Origin of the sequence: Fictibacillus terranigra (assembly GCF_030412265.1) — a bacterium.
GTDB lineage: Bacteria > Bacillota > Bacilli > Bacillales > Fictibacillaceae > Fictibacillus_C > Fictibacillus_C terrinigri.
Window position 1 is genome coordinate 35455 of the sequence record NZ_JAUHLN010000009.1, and the last position, 18504, is coordinate 53958.

The 18504-nt window shown below is 42.0% G+C and carries 17 protein-coding genes; 14 read left to right on the plus strand and 3 right to left on the minus strand.

What is annotated here, in order from left to right:
* Positions 1–18 precede the first annotated feature (18 nt).
* From ilvD to QYF49_RS23990, 8 genes are all read left to right on the plus strand, one after another.
* Complete coding sequence (gene ilvD / locus QYF49_RS23955) at positions 19–1788, plus strand: dihydroxy-acid dehydratase (RefSeq protein WP_290402109.1); 1770 nt, start codon at positions 19–21, stop codon at positions 1786–1788.
* Positions 1789–1803: 15 nt separating this feature from the next.
* Positions 1804–2565, plus strand: a complete 762-nt coding sequence (locus QYF49_RS23960; RefSeq protein WP_290402110.1) for an SDR family NAD(P)-dependent oxidoreductase — start codon at positions 1804–1806, stop codon at positions 2563–2565.
* A 45-nt stretch (positions 2566–2610) separates the two neighbouring features.
* Positions 2611–3483, plus strand: coding sequence for a fumarylacetoacetate hydrolase family protein (locus tag QYF49_RS23965; protein WP_290402111.1), 873 nt, complete (start codon positions 2611–2613; stop codon positions 3481–3483).
* An 87-nt stretch (positions 3484–3570) separates the two neighbouring features.
* Positions 3571–5316, plus strand: coding sequence for a bifunctional metallophosphatase/5'-nucleotidase (locus tag QYF49_RS23970; protein WP_290402112.1), 1746 nt, complete (start codon positions 3571–3573; stop codon positions 5314–5316).
* Positions 5317–5480: 164 nt separating this feature from the next.
* Positions 5481–6353: an SMP-30/gluconolactonase/LRE family protein gene (locus QYF49_RS23975; protein WP_290402113.1), complete on the plus strand. Its 873-nt coding sequence runs from the start codon at positions 5481–5483 to the stop codon at positions 6351–6353.
* A gap of 208 nt (positions 6354–6561) precedes the next feature.
* Complete coding sequence (locus tag QYF49_RS26060; protein WP_290402114.1) at positions 6562–6897, plus strand: hypothetical protein; 336 nt, start codon at positions 6562–6564, stop codon at positions 6895–6897.
* A gap of 62 nt (positions 6898–6959) precedes the next feature.
* Positions 6960–7373 (plus strand): bleomycin resistance protein, encoded by a 414-nt coding sequence (locus QYF49_RS23985; protein ID WP_290402115.1) that lies wholly within the window; start codon positions 6960–6962, stop codon positions 7371–7373.
* A gap of 278 nt (positions 7374–7651) precedes the next feature.
* On the plus strand, positions 7652–8914 hold the full coding sequence (locus QYF49_RS23990; protein WP_290402116.1) for an MFS transporter: 1263 nt from the start codon (positions 7652–7654) through the stop codon (positions 8912–8914).
* 296 nt (positions 8915–9210) lie between these two features.
* On the opposite strand, the gene QYF49_RS23995 is transcribed toward QYF49_RS23990, so the two are convergent.
* From QYF49_RS23995 to QYF49_RS24005, 3 genes are all read right to left on the minus strand, one after another.
* Positions 9211–10323, minus strand: coding sequence for a Gfo/Idh/MocA family protein (locus tag QYF49_RS23995; RefSeq protein ID WP_290402117.1), 1113 nt, complete (start codon positions 10321–10323; stop codon positions 9211–9213).
* 21 nt (positions 10324–10344) lie between these two features.
* A complete protein-coding gene (locus QYF49_RS24000) occupies positions 10345–11175 on the minus strand; it encodes a sugar phosphate isomerase/epimerase family protein (RefSeq protein WP_290402118.1) in 831 nt (276 codons plus the stop codon).
* An 86-nt stretch (positions 11176–11261) separates the two neighbouring features.
* Entirely contained in the window at positions 11262–12563 is a 1302-nt protein-coding gene (locus QYF49_RS24005) for an ABC transporter substrate-binding protein (RefSeq protein WP_290402119.1), read from the minus strand.
* Between the two features lie 450 nt (positions 12564–13013).
* Between QYF49_RS24005 and QYF49_RS24010 the strand changes: the two genes are divergently transcribed.
* The 6 genes from QYF49_RS24010 (at position 13014) to QYF49_RS24035 (ending at position 18498) form a co-directional block, all read left to right on the plus strand.
* Positions 13014–14006 (plus strand): LacI family DNA-binding transcriptional regulator, encoded by a 993-nt coding sequence (locus QYF49_RS24010; RefSeq protein ID WP_290402120.1) that lies wholly within the window; start codon positions 13014–13016, stop codon positions 14004–14006.
* Positions 14007–14084: 78 nt separating this feature from the next.
* Positions 14085–14993 carry a carbohydrate ABC transporter permease gene (locus QYF49_RS24015; protein WP_290402121.1) on the plus strand — a complete coding sequence of 303 codons (909 nt, stop codon included), beginning with the start codon at positions 14085–14087 and terminating at the stop codon, positions 14991–14993.
* 1 nt (position 14994) lies between these two features.
* Complete coding sequence (locus tag QYF49_RS24020; protein WP_290402122.1) at positions 14995–15876, plus strand: carbohydrate ABC transporter permease; 882 nt, start codon at positions 14995–14997, stop codon at positions 15874–15876.
* Between the two features lie 43 nt (positions 15877–15919).
* Positions 15920–16753, plus strand: coding sequence for a phytanoyl-CoA dioxygenase family protein (locus QYF49_RS24025; RefSeq protein WP_290402123.1), 834 nt, complete (start codon positions 15920–15922; stop codon positions 16751–16753).
* Between the two features lie 28 nt (positions 16754–16781).
* A complete protein-coding gene (locus tag QYF49_RS24030) occupies positions 16782–17423 on the plus strand; it encodes a YesL family protein (RefSeq protein ID WP_290402124.1) in 642 nt (213 codons plus the stop codon).
* A 109-nt stretch (positions 17424–17532) separates the two neighbouring features.
* Complete coding sequence (locus tag QYF49_RS24035) at positions 17533–18498, plus strand: phosphotriesterase family protein (RefSeq protein ID WP_290402125.1); 966 nt, start codon at positions 17533–17535, stop codon at positions 18496–18498.
* Positions 18499–18504: the final 6 nt, after the last annotated feature.

Below are 18504 nucleotides of genomic sequence, written 5' to 3' on the forward strand. Positions count from 1 at the left end.
ATTCAAGGGGGATCTCGTATGAGTCATACTGTCGGTTATTCAAAAAGTTCAGAAACAGAGGAGGAGAAGTACCAAAGCCAAAAAACAAGAAAAATCAGTTTTGAAGGAGATGCCCTTCGAATGTCAATGGATTGGACGGTACAGGACCTGGAAAGAGTGCAAGTCCTTGTGGAAAGCTCCCATGGTTCCAGCCACCCGAGTTCGTATCATTTGTCAGAATTAATAAGAGAGGCTGAAAAAGGGGTTTTCCAGACTGGGGGAAAACCGGCCATTTATACTACTACTGATATTTGTGATGGGGTCGCCCAGGCTCATAATGGCATGCATTATTCTCTGCTTTCGAGAGACATGATTGCATCAATGGTAGAAATCCATGCGATGGCCACTCCTTTTGATGCCATGGTATTATCATCGGCTGGGGATAAAGCTGTGCCTGCCCACTTAATGGCTATTGCCAGGCTAAACGTACCCTCCGTATTTATTCCCGGAGGCGCAATGGAAGCAGGCCCATGCCTGAGATCGAATGAAGAATTATGGCATATGAGTGTGGAAGTGGAACAGCAGAAAATGACGAAAGAAGAATTTTTGGCTTTTCAGCGATCTTGTTGTCCGACTTGTGGGGCATGCCAGTACATGGGTACGGCTGCAACGATGCAGGTGATGTCAGAAGCGCTTGGTCTTGCTCTTCCCTGGTCGGCGCTCATCCCTGCCACTAATGCCGAGATACGGAAAATGGCAAGAGCCGCAGGACAGCAAATCATGTATCTGGTTGACAAAGAAATTAAACCTCAAATGATTTTAACACGCGAAGCGTTTGAAAATGCGATAATGGTTCACTCCGCCATCGGCGGATCATTGAATGCCGTCATGCATCTGATTGCGATCGCAAAGGAAGCGGGCGTAGAGATTGATATTGAACTATTTAATGAAATTCATCAAAAAACACCAGTACTCGTAAATACAAAAACGGCAGGACATTATCCTACCGAACTGTTCTGGTATGCAGGTGGTGTGCCATTCGTGATGGAACAGCTTAAGGATACATTGCATCTGGATGTTTTGACCGTGACTGGAAAGACTTTGGGTGAGAATCTCATTGACTACAGTAAAAATGAAATGAAAAACTTTGCAGAAATGTTTTTAGCCAATTATAAGCTGAACCGAAGGGATGTTATCTATCCTATTTCCAAACCGCTTCAATCTGAGGGCTCGCTTGCAGTATTAAGAGGAAATCTTGCACCAGAAGGGGCTACTGTCAAAAAATTTGCTGTAGATAAGGACATGATGGTCCATACGGGGAGTGCAAAAGTATTTGACAATGAACGTGAGGCGGTAGATGCCTTGATCAAGAAAGAAATTCAGCCAGGAGATGTGGTCATTATCCGCTACCAAGGTCCCCGGGCTATTGGAATGCCGGAGATGTTTTTCATGTCCGAACTTATTGCTTCCGATCCCATTCTGTCACGAACCACTTCTCTTTTGACAGATGGAAGATTTTCAGGTGCGACGAAAGGGCCTTGTGTTGGTTATATGGAACCAGAGGCCATGGACGGAGGGCCTCTTGCTTTTGTTAAAAATCAAGACCTGATTAAGATTGATATACCTAATCGTAAAATTGATGTTGTTGGTCTAGAGGGGAGGGAGTGCAGCGAAGAAAAAGTGTTGGCTGCTTTTAGAGAACGGAGAATAAGCTGGAATCCGCCGAAATTCAACCACAAAGGCGTTCTTGGGCAATACACTAGATTAGCAAGGCCAGCGTTGCAGGGAGGATCTTGTTCCAATTCATAAGAAGGGGGCAATCGAATGAAATTACAAGGGAAAGTAGCAGTAATTACAGGGTCATCTCGCTCCATCGGGGCAGCAGTTGCCAAGCGGTTTGCTCGTGAAGGAGCAAAGGTTGTTATTAATTATAATAAACATCCAGATCTAGCTGAAGAGGTAATGAACGATATAGTTGACAATGGCGGACAGGCGATGACTTTCCGTGCAGATGTTTCCCAGGAAGAAGATGTAAAAGCCATGATGGCAGCAGCTGCCTCCCAATTCGGCACAATTGATATTTTAGTAAACAATGCTGCTATCGATCCTAGAAAAGCTTGGTATGAGATTACCGAGGAAGACTGGGACCATGTAATGGGTGTTAATGTAAAATCACAATTCTTATGTTCAAAAGCTGTGTTTCCATTTATGAGAAATCAAGGGCAAGGAAAAATTATTAATGTTTCCTCTGTTACCTTTTTTACGGGTCAAAAGAATTTTCTTCATTATGTTTCTTCTAAAGGAGCCATCATAGGATTTACGAGGGCCTTGGCCAGAGAAGTGGGGGAATATAATATTACAGTTAATTGTATAACGCCGGGAGCGGTGTTAACAGAAACAGAATATGAAAAGGTAAGCCCCGAAACGATTGAAACTTCTACAAACTATTTAAAGGAAGCGCAATGCTTTTCCCGACGTGAAACAGTTGAAGATGTGGAAGGTGCGTTTGTGTTCTTCGCATCTCAGGACAGCAACTTCATCAGCGGCCAGATCCTTAATGTAGACGGTGGGTGGATGATGCACTGAATACTAAATTATAAGGCACTACATACCCATAGAGGAGGCCAAATATTGAAATTGGTAAGTTTTATGAAAAATGATCAATGTAATCCGGGTATCCTTATTAACGAAGAGGTGATCGATTTAGAAAAATGGTCCAGGAAGCATAGGGTAGCCCCTGTGACTTCCATCATTGATATTATTAAAAACGAATGTCTCTTAAATGAACTGGAGAACTTAACGATGGAGAGCACAAGTGGATGTAGTTTAAAGCTCGAGACGATAACACTTGGACCATGCATCCCCGACCCGGAAAAGATTATTTGTGTAGGTCTTAATTATAAGAAACATGCTGAAGAAACAAATACACTTCCACCTGATCACCCCATTTTGTTCAGTAAGTTCCGAAATTCGTTGGCAGGACACAAGCAGGTTATTGACATTCCAAAGGTCACTAAAAAACTGGACTATGAAGCTGAACTGGCAATTGTCATTGGCAAGGAAGCCAAGAATGTCCCTCCTGAGAAGGCACAAGAATTTATTTTTGGCTATACCATAGCGAATGACCTGTCTGCCCGCGATTTACAGATGCGTACAACACAGTGGCTCGCCGGCAAGAACGGTGACGGATTTTGTCCCCTCGGTCCTTGCGTTGTTACTAAAGACGATATTATGGATCCAAACCTCTTAGAAATCACAACGACTCTTAATGGAGAACGGCGACAATCCTCTAATACCTCTGATATGATTTTTGATTGTATGACACTAGTAAGCAGTATTTCAGAACTCATGACCTTGTACCCCGGGGATCTAATTCTGACAGGAACTCCGGAGGGAGTCATTCACGGATACCCTGAAAAAGATCAGCATTATCTTAAAGATGGAGATGAAATCGTGATAGAAATTGAGCAAATCGGATCATTAAAAAATACATTTTCCAGTTAATCACTGATCTTGATCTTAAATTGTCAGGAGGTGCGGGTAATAGTAAAGTTTTCTCGGAACTTCATTTTATTATTGGTTGCATTCTTAATGGGAATTAGTTACAGCTTTGAAGCAAGTGCACAAACAGACAGAAGTAGCAGGAAACAGAATCCAGGTAACCAAGATCTGGTAAACCTTCAGCTGCTTGGCCTGACTGATCTCCATGGTTACCTTCAGGCCTTCAACGATGCAGCTAATGGCAAAATAGATACACCAGACGGACTAGTAACGGTAGGGGGGGCCGCTTATTTAACCACCCACTTAAACCAGTTGGAAAAAGAGCATGAAAATTCCATTCGGATTTCCGTGGGTGATAACTTCATGGGATGGCCGTTTGAAGTTTATGCTCATCGTAATGAGCCGACGGTAGAATTTTTAAATACCATCAATGTAGAACTCTCCGCTGCGGGAAATCATGAGTTTGATTGGTCAAAGAAATTTTTAACCAATCATATGATCAAGGGAAAATGTTTTGGCAGGCCTGATGAGGATAGCTGCTTTATAGATTCATCGGGCAGGCGGTTTCAGGGTGCCAAGTTTGAATACTTGGCTTCTAATGTTATAGAGGAGAAAACAGGAAAACTTTTATTGAAGCCTTATGTTATCAAACAATTTTCGGACGGTAAAGGTGGCACAATTCCTGTTGGTTTTATTGGGCTTACCGAAGTTGCTGCAATGATCAAGTCGTTCTCCTTTCAGGAAGGAGTTCTGACCATGGACCCGCTAAAGATAGCAGCTGATCATTATGCAAAAGAGCTGCAGAACAAAGGTGTAGAAACCATCATTGCTGTTGTTCATGAAGGAGGAGAAGCTGGGACAGATTTTAATGGCTGCTCAAATCCTCAAGGAATGGTGTTTGATTTCGCAAAAGAAGCCACACCAGCCATTGATGCCGTATTGGCAGGGCATTGGCATACCTCTTTTAATTGTGTTGTAGATGATCCTGTAGGGAACCCCCGTCCGGTTATAGAAGGAAGTTTTCATGGAAAACTCATCAATGAAGTAAACTTATGGATTGATCCTGAAAGTAGAGACGTTGTTCGTGACAAAACCACTTCTACTAATCATTTAGTAACAAGAGATGTACCAGCTGATGCGAAGATAAATAATATGGTCTCGTACTGGAAGAAGCGAGGGGACGAAAAGTATTCACAGCCGGTTGCCAAATTGAAAGGTGACATAACACGAATCCGAAATGAGAATGGAGAAAGCACACTCGCAGACTTAATTGCGGATGCCCATTATGCTGCAGGTAAAAAAATGAAAAATCCTGCAGATTTTGCGTTAGTTCCTCCAGGTGCTTTGAGGGGAGGTGATTTACTTTATGCAAAAAGCAAAGAGGTAAATGACCAGGATGGACGGATTCTCTTCGGAGAGCAGTGGAAAGCGCATGAATATGTTAACCCTATTCTTGTTGTTACTTTGACCGGAAAGCAGATCAAGCAAGTACTCGAAGAACAATGGAGATTAAATACTGATGGGACTACTAGCTTTTACCCACTTGCTGTTTCTCATAACGTTCGTTACTCATATACCAATAAAAAACCTATAGGAGAGAGGGTAAATACGTACGATATAGTGATAAACAACAAAGTATTAAATCCTAAAAAGTCTTACCGTGTTGCGGCATTGGCTTCTCTAGTAGTAGGAACTGACGGTTATCCTTCATTTAAAAACTACCGTAACCCTATAAGGATAAAAGAAGAGAATGGAAGCTGGGCGTTCTTGAAATATCTAAAAGATAAAAAGGTATTAGATGTACCTGAACTGGTTAGGGTCTCTAAAATTGAGTAAAAAAGGTCAATTAAAAAAAGAGAAGTACGGGCCTGGTAGGCTCTTACTTTTCTTGTTATATACATTTCTCCCCGCAATGACTTCGTTAGGGACAGTCCCTTTATAAAAAACGCAAAATACAAAATCAAATATCATATTTTTTAATCGAGTAGGGAGGGTTATTTTTGTTAGGTGAAGTGGAATTAGTTATTGATGCCAAAGCGACGCTTGGGGAAGGACCATCTTGGGACAGTAAAAGACACTTGCTTTATTGGGTGGATATTCTAGGTCAAAAGCTCCATCTTTACAATCCAACTACTGGTATAAATAAATCTATTGCTCTGGGGCAATTGGTAGGATCAGTAGTACCGAGAAAATCAGGAGGAGTTGTACTTGCTCTAGAAAAAGGATTTTATTTTTTAGACTTAGAAACTAAAAGTCTTCAAGCTATTTTTGATCCAGAAAGTCATTTAGAAGAGAATCGGTTTAATGACGGAAAATGTGATCCTAAGGGGCGTTTTTGGGCGGGGACCACTGATTCGGTCGGAACCAACGAGGCAGGTGCTCTGTATTGTTTAGGAAAAGACTTGCTTACGAAAAAGAAATTAGGAAAAGTAAGTACGTCCAATGGACTAGCTTGGTCTCCTGATCATAAATACATGTATTTTATTGATACACCTACACGAAAGGTCGTTCAGTTTGAGTATGATCTAAACTCTGGACATATAGAAAATCCCATTGATGTTATCTACTTCGTCGACGATGAAGGGCTCCCTGATGGGATGACCATAGACGATGAAGGAATGCTTTGGATTGCCCACTGGGGAGGTTCTAAAATATCAAGGTGGAATCCTAAAAGTGGAAAACAAATGCTTTCAGTCCCTATACCTGCATTTTATGTAACGTCTTGTACGTTTGGTGGAAAAGATTTAAACGAGTTATACATAACCACTGCAAGAATGGAAAACAATCACTCTAAAATATTTCCAATTGCTGGAGGCGTGTTCCGAATAAAAACGAGTGTAAAAGGTTGCCCAACGTATCAATTCAATAACTAATTGCTTAGAGACAAAATCAGAAGGCTATCAATCTACCGATGGAAAAAGAGCATACAAAGCGGCCATGATAATTTGTGATTTTCTTTAAAATCACGGTCCGTATTCTGGTGGAACACTTCGTCATCCGCATAAATCAACGGTTTTAAAGAGGATTATCATCAAAACACAATCCTAACCAATTTTAGGGCATGTTGATAAACAGGATGAAATGATTAAGATTAATATTTCTACAAAACCAAAAATGGGGTTTTATGAGCTGAATATTATGTTTGAAGATGAGATTAGGTTCAGATTTATAGTAAGAGCAATAGGCTTAACCGCCAAATCAAAAAGAACCGGGTTAGGGTATATGTTCAGCTTGAAACTCTCCATGGTGCTATTTCCTTGGATGAATATTCGCAAGAGAAAAGTCCTGTTATGTTACGCACTGAAAATGGTCCGCAGCTCGTCAAGTTTCAAGAAATATGGAAAGAATGAAGTGGGCGAGATGCCCCCCGCTAGAAAAATTCCAGATGTTACGCTACTTAAGTTAAAACGATATTAAGAATAAACATATGATTTTTTCGATGGTAGATACTTATAAAGTAATAAAAGGGGAAATAAAATATGAGGATGTTGCAAGCCATTCCGGCTTTGCCAGTAAGGGATATTAAACGAAGCATAGAGTTTTATTGTGAAAAACTTAGTTTTTCCCTAGGTTACCATGAAGGTGGTTTCGCTGTCCTTCTTTATAATGACGTTAGACTTATTCATCTTTGGGAAGCCAGTGATGAAAGCTGGCGTACTCGTAGCAACTTAAAACCGATCGTCTCGGGTGCAGAATCGTTTATTGCAGGTACTGCCAGTTGTCGAATAGAAGTAGAGGGTATTGATGAACTGTATCAACACATTCAGCCATTGGATATTTTGCACCCTAATACGCAGCTAACTGACAAGTGGTGGGGAGTACGTGATTTTGGTGTATCAGACCCCGACAATAATCTGATAGAATTTTTCGAAAACCTTAGCAATCACGGATAAATAATTTGAGAATTATTTATATGGGATAAATCAAAAAATCAATAACATTTTATTTAAAGGTAGGAACGACATGAAAATCCTAGACAGTATTCTCGAGACGCTCCTAGTAGTAGAGGTACTCTCCGAATAAAGACGGATTTTGGTATCTATTATTTTATCGCAGGCTCTTTAATGATACAGGTTTCTTCTGTACAGCTTTAAAAAAGGCAGAAATCGCCGTATTGGAGACCGCAGCATGACTCAAAGAGCCTAGCATTTAAAAAAAGAGATGAAGTCATGTGGCAAACCAAACAAAGAAGGTAAAACAAATCCGAATACAAGAACATTGGCAGATGCTGATCTGGCTCTTATTTGTTCAAATACTTGTGGCTTTTGTGGGCCGCGGTATTGTCCCCCTGGGTGTGCTGATTGGAAATGATCTTTCTCTTACGAAAGCTCAGATCGGTATGCTTCCTGCGGGTCTCTTTTTAGGGCAGGCGATCGCCTCCATTCCGGCTGGTTTTTTGGCAGACCGGTTAGGCTCCAGAAGACTGCTTCTGGCACTGTCGCTATGTTTAGGGATCAATTTTATGCTGTCAACCTTCCTTAATGAATTCTGGTCAATGCTCTTGTTTGTTGTATTGGGGGGACTCGGCTACGGTGCTATGCACCCTGTATCCAACAGGGGAATCGTCTATTGGTTCTCTCAAGTTCAGCGGGGAACAGCCATGGGAATCAAGCAGATGGGTGTGACTTTAGGTTCTGCACTCTCAGCGGTTATTTTGCTGCCGCTGGCGGCAAAGTACGGCTGGCGAACTGCGGTCATAGGAGCGTCCGCTTTGCTGATTGGTGCGGGATTCCTTTCATTTTATCAGTATAGAGATTCGGAACATTCTCATTCAGCGAACCATAGTGAGCGACTGTCTGCTTTTTACCGGTCCATGTGGAAGATGGTTCGTAATAAACCGTTGCTTCTTGTTAGTTTAAGTGCGTTTGGACTAAACGGAGCACAAATGTGCTTAAACACGTATCTTGTTCTTTATGCTCATGAAAAGATGGGCATTTCCTTGGTACTGTCGGGAATGCTCCTCGTTATTTCGGAAGTGTGCGGTTCTTTCGGAAGGGTTGCGTGGGGTGTCGTAAGTGACCGGCTTTTTAACGGAGAGAGGACCATCATTCTGTTGTTGATCACAATCATTTCGGCCATATCCAGTTTGGTGATAGTCAGTATCCCTGCTAATACGGAATTTCTATTTCTCGTTCCGGTCGTTGCTGTCTTTGGTTTTGCGGTTTCTGGTTTTAACGGTATCTGGATGAATCTCGCGAGTGAGCTCGTTCGTCCCGAACATGCCGGCATTTCCAGTGGACTGAGCATCATGATCGGTTCTCTTGGTGTAATGGTAGCACCTCCTTTTTTTGGCCTGATGGTAGATATGAACGGCAACTACACTTACGGCTGGCTGTTTGTTACTTTTCTGCTTTGTATCGTGATCATGATTTTGCTCGCCATGTTTCAATTCAATAGAAAAGAAAAAAAGAGGGTGGATCAACATGCAGTTTGATCGCAGCTTCGCATAAAAAATATGGAAACCATGAAGTGGGTTGAGGCGTGCAGCTGCTGCAGACGGCGTTACTATATTCAATTATTTTGGAATGCTTTCTACTACAATGCCACAACCAAATCAAACCATTATAGTCCGTTCCAGTGTGATCCTGCTTTACCGCCGAAATATGCTCTTTGATAAAACAAAGAAGTTCTACGCAGATTATCCAACTTAAAAAATCAAAATAAAATGAAAAGGAGTACCGCTTACTCTTTACGGTACTCCTTTTTTATTTATTCATTAGCAGCAATCTTTTAGAAAGAAGCCTTATGAAAAGAATTAAGATCCACGGTTTGAGGCCGTCCTGTAGCGACACACTCATAAATGGCCTGGATACAGGAGAAGTTAAATACAGCCTGCTCGTTTACGATAGCCGGGGACGGTTTCCCCTGGGTTTTCCAATAAAAATAAATCAATGGCCGATCCATGGCGTGGATGGTAGTTTCACTTTTGGCGATATGTTGATCGGATTCCAATATCCCATTTTTATCGAAGGTATAATCGACCTTACCTGGCCCCTCCCATGATTGCCAGTCCCAATTTACGGCACCCTTTAATCCTTCAATTTCAGCAATTGAGCGCTCGGATCCGTGGGTACATGAAGATCTTTCATAGTTCACTGAAACAGTAGATCCGTTGGATAAATAGTAAAGTAGTTGAGCACCTGCATGCGTTTCTACATCAAAAACAGTATTCTCAGGTAGCTGTAAATCGGTTTCAGGAGTTTCGAGCCATGCACTTAATACCTCAATTTTGACCGGCGATAATAGATCATTTAATGTCGCAAAGTCATAAGGTCCCCAATCCATAACAACTCCGCCGCCGCTTTGCTGGTGATTAAGGAACCATTTGCTATTTGGCTGATACTCAATGCCCGGTCTGCCCCGCTGCCCGCGATGAATGAAAGTCACATGATACAGATTACCTAATTGATCGGATTGAATAAGCTGTTTCACTTTCTCTGTGGCAGGCGTACCTATAAAACGATCACTGCAGCACCCGATGAAACGGTCTTGTGAACGCGCTAATTCCAGCATTTCCTCGGCTTGTTCCTGACTGACAGCCAAAGGTTTTTCACATAATACATGACGTTTTGTATGAAGAGCAGCACAAGCTAATTTGAAATGGGTAAATGGGGGTGTCGCAACAACGACGATATCATCAGGCTGGGCTGGTTCCTCAAGCATGGACGGTACGTCTTCAAACAAACGTGCATGAGGGAACTCTTTTGAAAAATCCTGGAGTGCTTTAGTGTTCGTATCTGCAACAGAAAGTTCTACGTCATCCCCAACGTTTAATTCACTAATCGCTTTTGCGTGTGTACGAGAAATGACTCCTGCACCGATTAAATAAATTCGAAGTGGCATTATGATCCTCACCTTTATTTTTTATAGTGTGCTTTTTAAAGTATTGCTTTGTATGCTGCTTATACTATTTTTTAAATAAGTAATCGATTCTTTTACAGCTTCAATCATTGTCAGCTGCGGGTTGGTATCTTTGCGATGCCATAATTCAAACGTAAGCCATCCCTCGTAATGAATCTCGTTCAATGTTTCCATAAATTCAGCCATATCAATTTCCCCGTCAAAAACATTTTCAGTCGGGACGGATCCTAATTGATTTCGCAAATGGACAGCGAAAACACGATTAGAATATTGTTTCGCCCATGCTATCGGATCACATCCTGCAGCATGTGCCCAACCCGTGTCAATGCATAAACCTACGAGAGGGCTGGAATATTCAACGACCGAACGCATATCTCCCTCAGCCATGTCCTGGGTATCAGCATGATTATGGAAACAAAGTCTCAATCCGAGTGGCTGAATTAAATCCCCCAGCCGGGCAAGGTTTTCCCCCTGCATTTTTAATTCGTCTTCCGTTTTTGGAAGTGGGGAAGACCAGCCCCCTTTAGGATCGGCATTCACGATAAAATCTTTCCCCCCTGACGATTTAAGACGGTGAGCCATTGGCATGATATTTTGGTCAACCTCTAATGCTGCCCATGGTTTATGAAAGTGGCCACCGGCATAACTTGATGATAGCTGCAATTGATTTGCTTTTAAGATACTAACTGTCTCAGGGGTGGCGTCAATTTCCACAGCATCAAGACCTGCTTGGGCACAATCATAAATCATTTGTTCCAAAGACCGATCTTTGCCGTCTAATTCGTTTCTCGTATACCAGCCGAACATGTTCGACGAAAACCCGTGAATTTTCATTTGTTCACTCCTTAGCGCTTTCAAAAACGGGGCATCTGTGATCTATATAGAAAATGAAAGAATAAGAGATACCCCGATGTTATTAGTTATTGTTTCGTTTTATTGGCAAGCGGCTGAGCTTCCTTTTTCAATCGGGTTAAGCCTTCTTCAACAGATACTTTCCCGCGAAGGATATCGTCATGCGTCTTATTGATTTTTTCCAGATATTCATCTAAAAATGGGACACTTGGGACTGATTTGATTTTTCCGTTAGTAACGTATTTCATAAACACCTCATACTTTGGAACCTCTTTCTTCAGCATCGCATCATTCTGCAGACTCTGCCTTGGAGCTAGGTTCCCTAGACTAGCAGCAAACTTGGCCATCTGTTCTTTTTGGGTGATCCAATTTAAAAACTTCCATGCTTCATCCGGGTGATCCGCACCTTTCGGAATATACAACGTACCAACATTCATAAATCCTGCATTCTTGGATTCTGGATGATTTTCGTCGTACGGCATAGGAGCGACGCCATAATTTAGGTTTGGCGCATATCGCTCTGCAAATTTAGCTATCCACTCTCCGTCAAATTGCATGGCGTATTTACCGGCGAGAAATGGATTTTGCGCTGACGCATACTGTCCCGATCCGCTGGCAAAGCGGTCAAGAGCCTTCGTTCCGTAGCGGTCCCACATTTTTTTATTGGTTTCAACGGTTTTTTTAAATCCAGGGTCAAGCGGAGTCACTTCTTTTTTCTCCGGATCCCAAATTTTCCCGTTAAAGGCATTCATCCACATGTAAGGATTTTGGGAAGGCCAAATGCCTAATTGTTCTATTCTGCCGTCCTTCATTTTACTTAGTTTCTTGTCATATTCCATCAGCTGCTGAATGGTTTCCGGAGGTCCGTCAAATCCAGCTTTCTTAAGCATATCTTTGTTGTAGTAGAGCATCCATGTATTCATGACGATAGGCAGGGCATACGTTTTATCTTTATACTGCACAGCGGACCTTGCGGCTGGCACAAAGTCGTTAATGTCATAGTTATCTTCTTTGATGTATTTGTCTAAAGGGAGCATCACCCCGCGGTCGGCCCATGAAGCCAACTTATTTTCATCATAATGGGACGCGAGGTCAGGGGGATTGCCTCCAACTATTGCGGTCATTTGTTTTTGAATATCACCCTGATTCAAGCCCTTAACAAAAACCTTGTCCTGGCTTTTGTTGTATTCATTAATCAGTTCAGAAATGATTTTGGCTTCGTCGCCTCCCCACGTATACCAAAAATTAATCGTTACTTTATCCTTGCTGCTGGCACCTGAACCGGTTTGGCTTGAAGTTGCGGAACAGCCTGACACGATAGTTAAAATCAGAAACGGAATCAACAAAATTTTAACGGGCAAACGACACATATTTGAAACCTCCTGTTTTAATTTTAAAGACCACAGTGATAGATTTTCCTTAAAAATCAGAACGTTTCGACTATTTTGAATTATAGAAATGTTATTTTGATAAGTCAACGCTTTTTTTATTTTCTTTTATATTGGGGTTTTTACAAAAGGAATTCCAATAAATTTATTATTCTGAATATTTTAAATTGACTTGCAAGAACTCTGGAAATATAATGGGCCTATAACGTTTCGATAATTGATATTCGACGATGGATTTTCCAATTCAATGATAGGGAGGGGAATGACACTAGAGTCTTTAGATAAATTGCAGGTCAACATAAGATCGTCAACTAGAGAATGAATGCATGAATTGGATGTGCGTTTTCTCTTTTTTATTGTCTTAAAACGTTTCGATTTACAGATAGAGAAAGGGTGTTCATAGTGAATAAGGTACTGAACACGGGAGAGAAAATGGCAACAATTAAGGATGTAGCTAAACTGGCGTCTGTGTCTGTTTCTACGGCTTCGATTGCTTTAAACGGCAATAAAAATGTAAAGACAGAAACAAGGGTTAGAGTGCTTGAAGCCGCAAAAAAGCTGAATTATAGAAAAAATGGGTCTGCGGCAGATTTAAAAAAAAGTCAAACAAAAACATTGGCGCTAATCGTAGACGATTTATCGGGCCCTTTCTTCTCTGAGCTGATTAAAGGTGTGCAGGATGTCACGCTGTCCAAGGGTTATGATTTAATAACGTGCAGTGCAATAGGCGGAGAAAATTCCACTCCCACTAGATTTCTGCTGGAGAAAAGAACAGATGGAGTTATTATCCTCGCTCATACCCTGAAGAATGAAATGATTCTGCATGCGTCCATGGAAGGCTTTCCCATTGTGTTATTGGACAGGCAATTAGACAGCAGACATACCATTCATATACAGGTGGATAATGAACAAGGGGCTTACAATGCCGTTCATTACCTAATTAGCTTGGGTCACCGGTCCATTGCGTATGTCAGCGGAAATGCGACATCCACCGACAATCATTGCCGTTATCGTGGTTTTCAAAAGGCTATGGATGAATTTGGATTGGAGCAACCGGACAAATGGAATATATCCGGGAGTTTCACAGAAGAGGGCGGATATCATACCACAAAAATGCTGATCATGCAGGGGCAATTGCCGAGTGCCATTTTTTACGCAAATGATGAAATGGCCATTGGCGGGATTCAGGCGTTTAGTGAAAAAGGAATTAAAGTGCCGGAGGATGTTTCCATTATAGGCTTCGACGATATATTGCTGTCGAGATATACGACACCTGCCTTGACAACCATCCATCAGCCAAAATACGAAATGGGATCTCTGGCCGCTCATTTAATTTTTCGTGCGCTCAGTGGAGAATCCTTTGAGCAGCAGCTTTATACGCTGGAAACACGACTCGTGAAGAGGTCATCTTGCCGGCAAGTCTAGACAGGCAAAAGATCAATTATTGTAAGCGCTTACCTATTAAACCCCAAGAATATACAGGAAAGGACGGTGCCATGGGCTATGAGACATAATGGCTTAACTCTGAAAAGAAGCCATAAGCAATTCTGGCTTGGATTGGGGTTCGCATCTCCGTTTATTATCGGATTTTTATTGTTAACCGTCATTCCTTTTTTACAGTCCCTCTATTTTAGTTTTACGGAATACGATATTTTCACGAAACCAAAATGGATCGGGTTAGAAAACTATGTAAATATATTCCACGATGAAAGGTTTTATAAAGCTTTAACTAATACCTCGTATATGGCATTCATTGCTGTACCGATTACGTTGGTGGCCAATTTGTTGATTGCGCTGTTGTTGAACATTAAGGTAAAGGGCATTGCTTTTTACCGTACAGTCTATTATTTGCCGACTGTCGTTCCGGCGATTGCCACCTCCATTCTTTGGCTATGGATCTTAAATCCTGATATGGGTATTTTAAACAACCTTCTACGGTCATTAGGCCTGCCAGATCCTGCTTGGCTGTTAGATCCGAATTTCACAAAACCGTCGTTAATCATTATGGGGCTGTTCGCATCTGGAGGCGGAGCACTTATTTACCTTGCTGCATTACAGGGCATTCCTAAAGAATTTTATGAGGCGGCATCCATTGACGGTGCTAACTGGTGGCACAAATTAAGGTACATTATTCTTCCTGCCTTATCGCCGGTCACCCTTTTCCAATTAATAATGGGCCTCATTGGTGCCTTTCAAATCTTTACCGAATCGTTCATTCTTACAAACGGAGCACTTGGCGGACCAGATCAGAGCATGTTGTTTTATGCCGTTTACTTATACAACGAGGCATTTGTGAACTTGAATATGGGCTATGCGAGCGCATTGGCGTGGATCTTATTTGTTATCGTCGTGCTGATTACGATTGTCATTTTCAAAACCTCACTGCGCTGGGTTTACTATGGAGGTGAATAGCATGGAGCTCTCAACCAGATCAATGGACACCACTCATAAAACGGTGGAGGTTAAACCAAAAACGAAGATAAGAAAATCCATTCTGGCCCATATCGTATTGTCATTAATAGGGTTAGTTTTCATTGCTCCCTTCGTGTGGCTATTTTTATCGGCGCTTAAAACGCCTCAAGAAATCTTTCAATTTCCGCCATCCATTTTTCCGGAAAAACCGCAGTGGAACAATTTTATCCGAACGTTTGAAACGATGCCGTTTTTTCAGTACACCTTAAATACACTGTTTTTATGCGCAGCCAATATCGTCGGGCAGTTAATTTCATCTCCGCTTACTGCGTACTCCATTTCAAAAATCAAATGGAAAGGGCGCAATGTTGTTTTTGGCATTATCATTGCCACGATGATTCTCCCGGGTCAGGTAACGATGATTCCGGTATACATTATTTTCGCACAGCTCGGATGGGTCAATACGTATCTTCCATTAACCATTGGAGCATTTTTTGGATCTGCCTTTAACATTTTCCTGCTGCGCCAGTTTATTATGGGTATTCCGAATGAACTATCGGAAGCCGCACGTATTGATGGGGCATCCGAGATTCGTATTTTCTGGCAAATCATCTATCCATTGCTCGTGCCTCCATTGGCAACGATTACAATCTTTACGTTTTCAGGCGTATGGAATGATTTTATGGGTCCGCTGATTTACTTGAATGATGACAGGTTATGGACGATTACTCTCGGCCTTCAAGGATTTATGTCCCAGCATGGGGGCGAATGGGAGCTGTTAATGGCGGGTTCCGCGATTTTCACTATTCCATCGGTCATCCTATACTTTATCGGGCAAAAGAATATTATGAAAGCCGGATCATCATTAACTTCATTTAAATAAAAATCCAGCACTAAATACACATCAATCTGAGGAGGGGAAAATTTTGCATATCAAACTGACACAAGAAGAATTGAGTACAGGTGTTTTGAAAAAGGAAACTTTGGACATAGCAGTCGAACAGATCCAGGTAAATGGCTATGTTGTGTTTGAAAGGGTTTTAAGTGATGAACTCATTAGTGAAATCCGCGAATCCTTTAATGCGTTGTTTGATGAATATATTGAACGCAAGGGATACAATACCGGAACGAACCGGGCACAGATGTTTCTTCCTTTCGCTAAGCCGTATATTTCAAAAGATGTGATTGCTCATCCGATTGCGATGTCTGTCATTGATCAGATTTTGGGCAATGATTGCAGATGTACCTATTTTGCTTCTGATACACCAATGCCAGGTTCAGATTACCAGGCGGTGCACTGTGATTTAAATTCGCTGTTTCCCGAATTGTCCGTTCCTCTTCCATCATTTAGTCTTGTACTCAATATTCCGCTTGTCGATACAACAGAGGAAAACGGTCCACTGGAAATTTGGCCGGGCGGTACCCACTTACATGGGGACTGGGCAGTTCACGATACATTAAACGGGAGTGTCAACCCTCATCTCCACATTGTACGGGCCGCTGAGCATATGCATTCCGAAAAAGTCATTATGCCCGCCGGTTCGATTGTGATCAGGGATATAAGAATGTGGCACCGAGGTACTCCTAACCGGTCCAATGAAAGAAGAACCAACATCGCTCTAATTTACAACAGAAGCTGGTACTGCTACGGTTCGTCTATTCAAATTCCGCAAGAGACGTATGACCAGCTATCTCAAAAGGAGAAAGAATTATTCCGGTTTGAAAAGATTGGTTCACCGGCAAAATTGCCCTGGGAGTAGGGATGGAGATCACTAGGAGGCAGTACAGATGGAAAATCACAACTTGGCTGGCAAGCTTTATAGAGTATGCGAATGGATAATGCGCCTGGCCTATTTAAATGTACTATGGATAATCTTTACATTGGCGGGGCTTATTCTTTTTGGTCTCTTTCCTTCTACAGCGGCGATGTTTGAGATCAGCAGAAAGTGGATCGAAGGGGAGACCGACCTTCCTGTTTTTACAACCTTCTGGCGTACGTATAAAAAGGAGTTTTTTAAAGTGCAGAGTCTCGGCTTGGTCCTTGTTTCCACAGGGGTAATCTTTTTTGTGGACTATCACTATATGCAAAGCCATTTTGCCGTAAAGGAGTCTCCATTCCTAATAGCTTCCATGTTCAGCTTAATTGTCTTTTACTTAATAGCGGCCATGTTTATTTTTCCGATATACGCATACTTTCAAACCAATCTGCTTTCCTATTTCAAAAATGCGTTGATATTGGGTATTTCCTATCCGGTGCATAGTCTAGTGATGGCTGGGGGAATGGTTTTAATCGTTGTGTTTAACCTTCGTTTTCCGGGCTTTTCCCTTTTTCTTAGTGGGAGCTTGTTATCCTTATGGCTGACATATATAGCACGTAACGTCTTTGTCCGGATTGCCAAAAGGAGAAATACGGGTGTAAAGGTCTCTTAAATCAATCTCGTTCATTTATGGATAGCTTTGTACGTACAAACGTAATATCGTTCATTTTAGAAAAAGATAGATTTCAAGCAATCTTGTGATGAAAGAAGAGGAGGGAACCATGAGTAAAGAAATTGTCCGGACTGTCCTTGGGGACATTCCCAGTACGGAGCTTGGGATCGTTTATGCTCATGAGCACCTGATCATTCAAGGCGGACTTGGCGTTATGAAGAAAAGTGATTTGCGGCTTGACAGTATAGATAAATCCATAGAGGAGGTAGAGGAATGTAAACAAGCAGGAGCCCAGACATTTGTTGACTTCATGCCCCTCGACTGCGGGAGGAATCCATTAGCCCTGGTTGAAATTGCGAATCGAACAAAAACACACATTATCGCAGCGACGGGCTTCCACAAGCCTATGTATTATGATGACCTTCACTGGATTTATCATTATTCTATCGATCAAATCACGGATCTTCTCATAAAAGAGTGCGAAGAGGGGATGGATCGATATAGCTACAATGGTCCGTTAATTGAACGAATACAAGCGAAGGCTGGTGTACTTAAGGGAGCCTCTGATTACAATGTGACGACGCCGGTTTCGAAAAAATTGTTCGAAGCGGTAGCTTTGGCTCATCTGGAAACAGGTGTCCCTATTGCCACACACACAGAGCATGGTACGTGCGGGATGGAACAAGTGGAGCTTCTGTCGGGGTTTGGGGTGAAACCCGAAAATGTGATCATTTGCCACATGGATCGAAATCCTGATCTGTTCGTCCATAAGGAACTGGCTCGTACAGGATGTTACATCGAATACGATAATGCTACGCGGATCAAATATCATTCGGATAGTCACACGGTTCAGTTAATTATGAAAATGATCGAGTCAGGATTTGGGGACAAGCTTTTACTCGGCACGGATTTTGCTCTTCGCAGCTACTGGAAAGCTTACGGTGGAGGACCTGGTATGGCCTACCTCTTGAAATCATTTGTTCCGAGGTTAAAGGAAGAAGGAATCCCCGAAGATATGTTGTCACGTATTCTAAGAGAAAACCCTCAAAAAGCGTACGCTATTCGGACGTTCTGAAAGAAG

What these genes read in the sequence shown, in the direction of transcription:
- QYF49_RS23960 (WP_290402110.1), top strand. Translation starts at nt 1,804, where the DNA reads ATGAAATTACAAGGGAAAGTAGCAGTAATTACAGGGTCATCTCGCTCC.
- QYF49_RS24000 (WP_290402118.1), bottom strand. Translation starts at nt 11,175, where the DNA reads ATGAAAATTCACGGGTTTTCGTCGAACATGTTCGGCTGGTATACGAGA.
- QYF49_RS24015 (WP_290402121.1), top strand. Translation starts at nt 14,085, where the DNA reads ATGAGACATAATGGCTTAACTCTGAAAAGAAGCCATAAGCAATTCTGG.
- QYF49_RS24020 (WP_290402122.1), top strand. Translation starts at nt 14,995, where the DNA reads ATGGAGCTCTCAACCAGATCAATGGACACCACTCATAAAACGGTGGAG.
- QYF49_RS24030 (WP_290402124.1), top strand. Translation starts at nt 16,782, where the DNA reads ATGGAAAATCACAACTTGGCTGGCAAGCTTTATAGAGTATGCGAATGG.
- QYF49_RS24035 (WP_290402125.1), top strand. Translation starts at nt 17,533, where the DNA reads ATGAGTAAAGAAATTGTCCGGACTGTCCTTGGGGACATTCCCAGTACG.
- ilvD (WP_290402109.1), top strand. Translation starts at nt 19, where the DNA reads ATGAGTCATACTGTCGGTTATTCAAAAAGTTCAGAAACAGAGGAGGAG.
- QYF49_RS26060 (WP_290402114.1), top strand. Translation starts at nt 6,562, where the DNA reads ATGATTAAGATTAATATTTCTACAAAACCAAAAATGGGGTTTTATGAG.
- QYF49_RS23985 (WP_290402115.1), top strand. Translation starts at nt 6,960, where the DNA reads ATGAGGATGTTGCAAGCCATTCCGGCTTTGCCAGTAAGGGATATTAAA.
- QYF49_RS23995 (WP_290402117.1), bottom strand. Translation starts at nt 10,323, where the DNA reads ATGCCACTTCGAATTTATTTAATCGGTGCAGGAGTCATTTCTCGTACA.
- QYF49_RS24005 (WP_290402119.1), bottom strand. Translation starts at nt 12,563, where the DNA reads ATGTGTCGTTTGCCCGTTAAAATTTTGTTGATTCCGTTTCTGATTTTA.
- QYF49_RS23970 (WP_290402112.1), top strand. Translation starts at nt 3,571, where the DNA reads ATGGGAATTAGTTACAGCTTTGAAGCAAGTGCACAAACAGACAGAAGT.
- QYF49_RS24010 (WP_290402120.1), top strand. Translation starts at nt 13,014, where the DNA reads ATGGCAACAATTAAGGATGTAGCTAAACTGGCGTCTGTGTCTGTTTCT.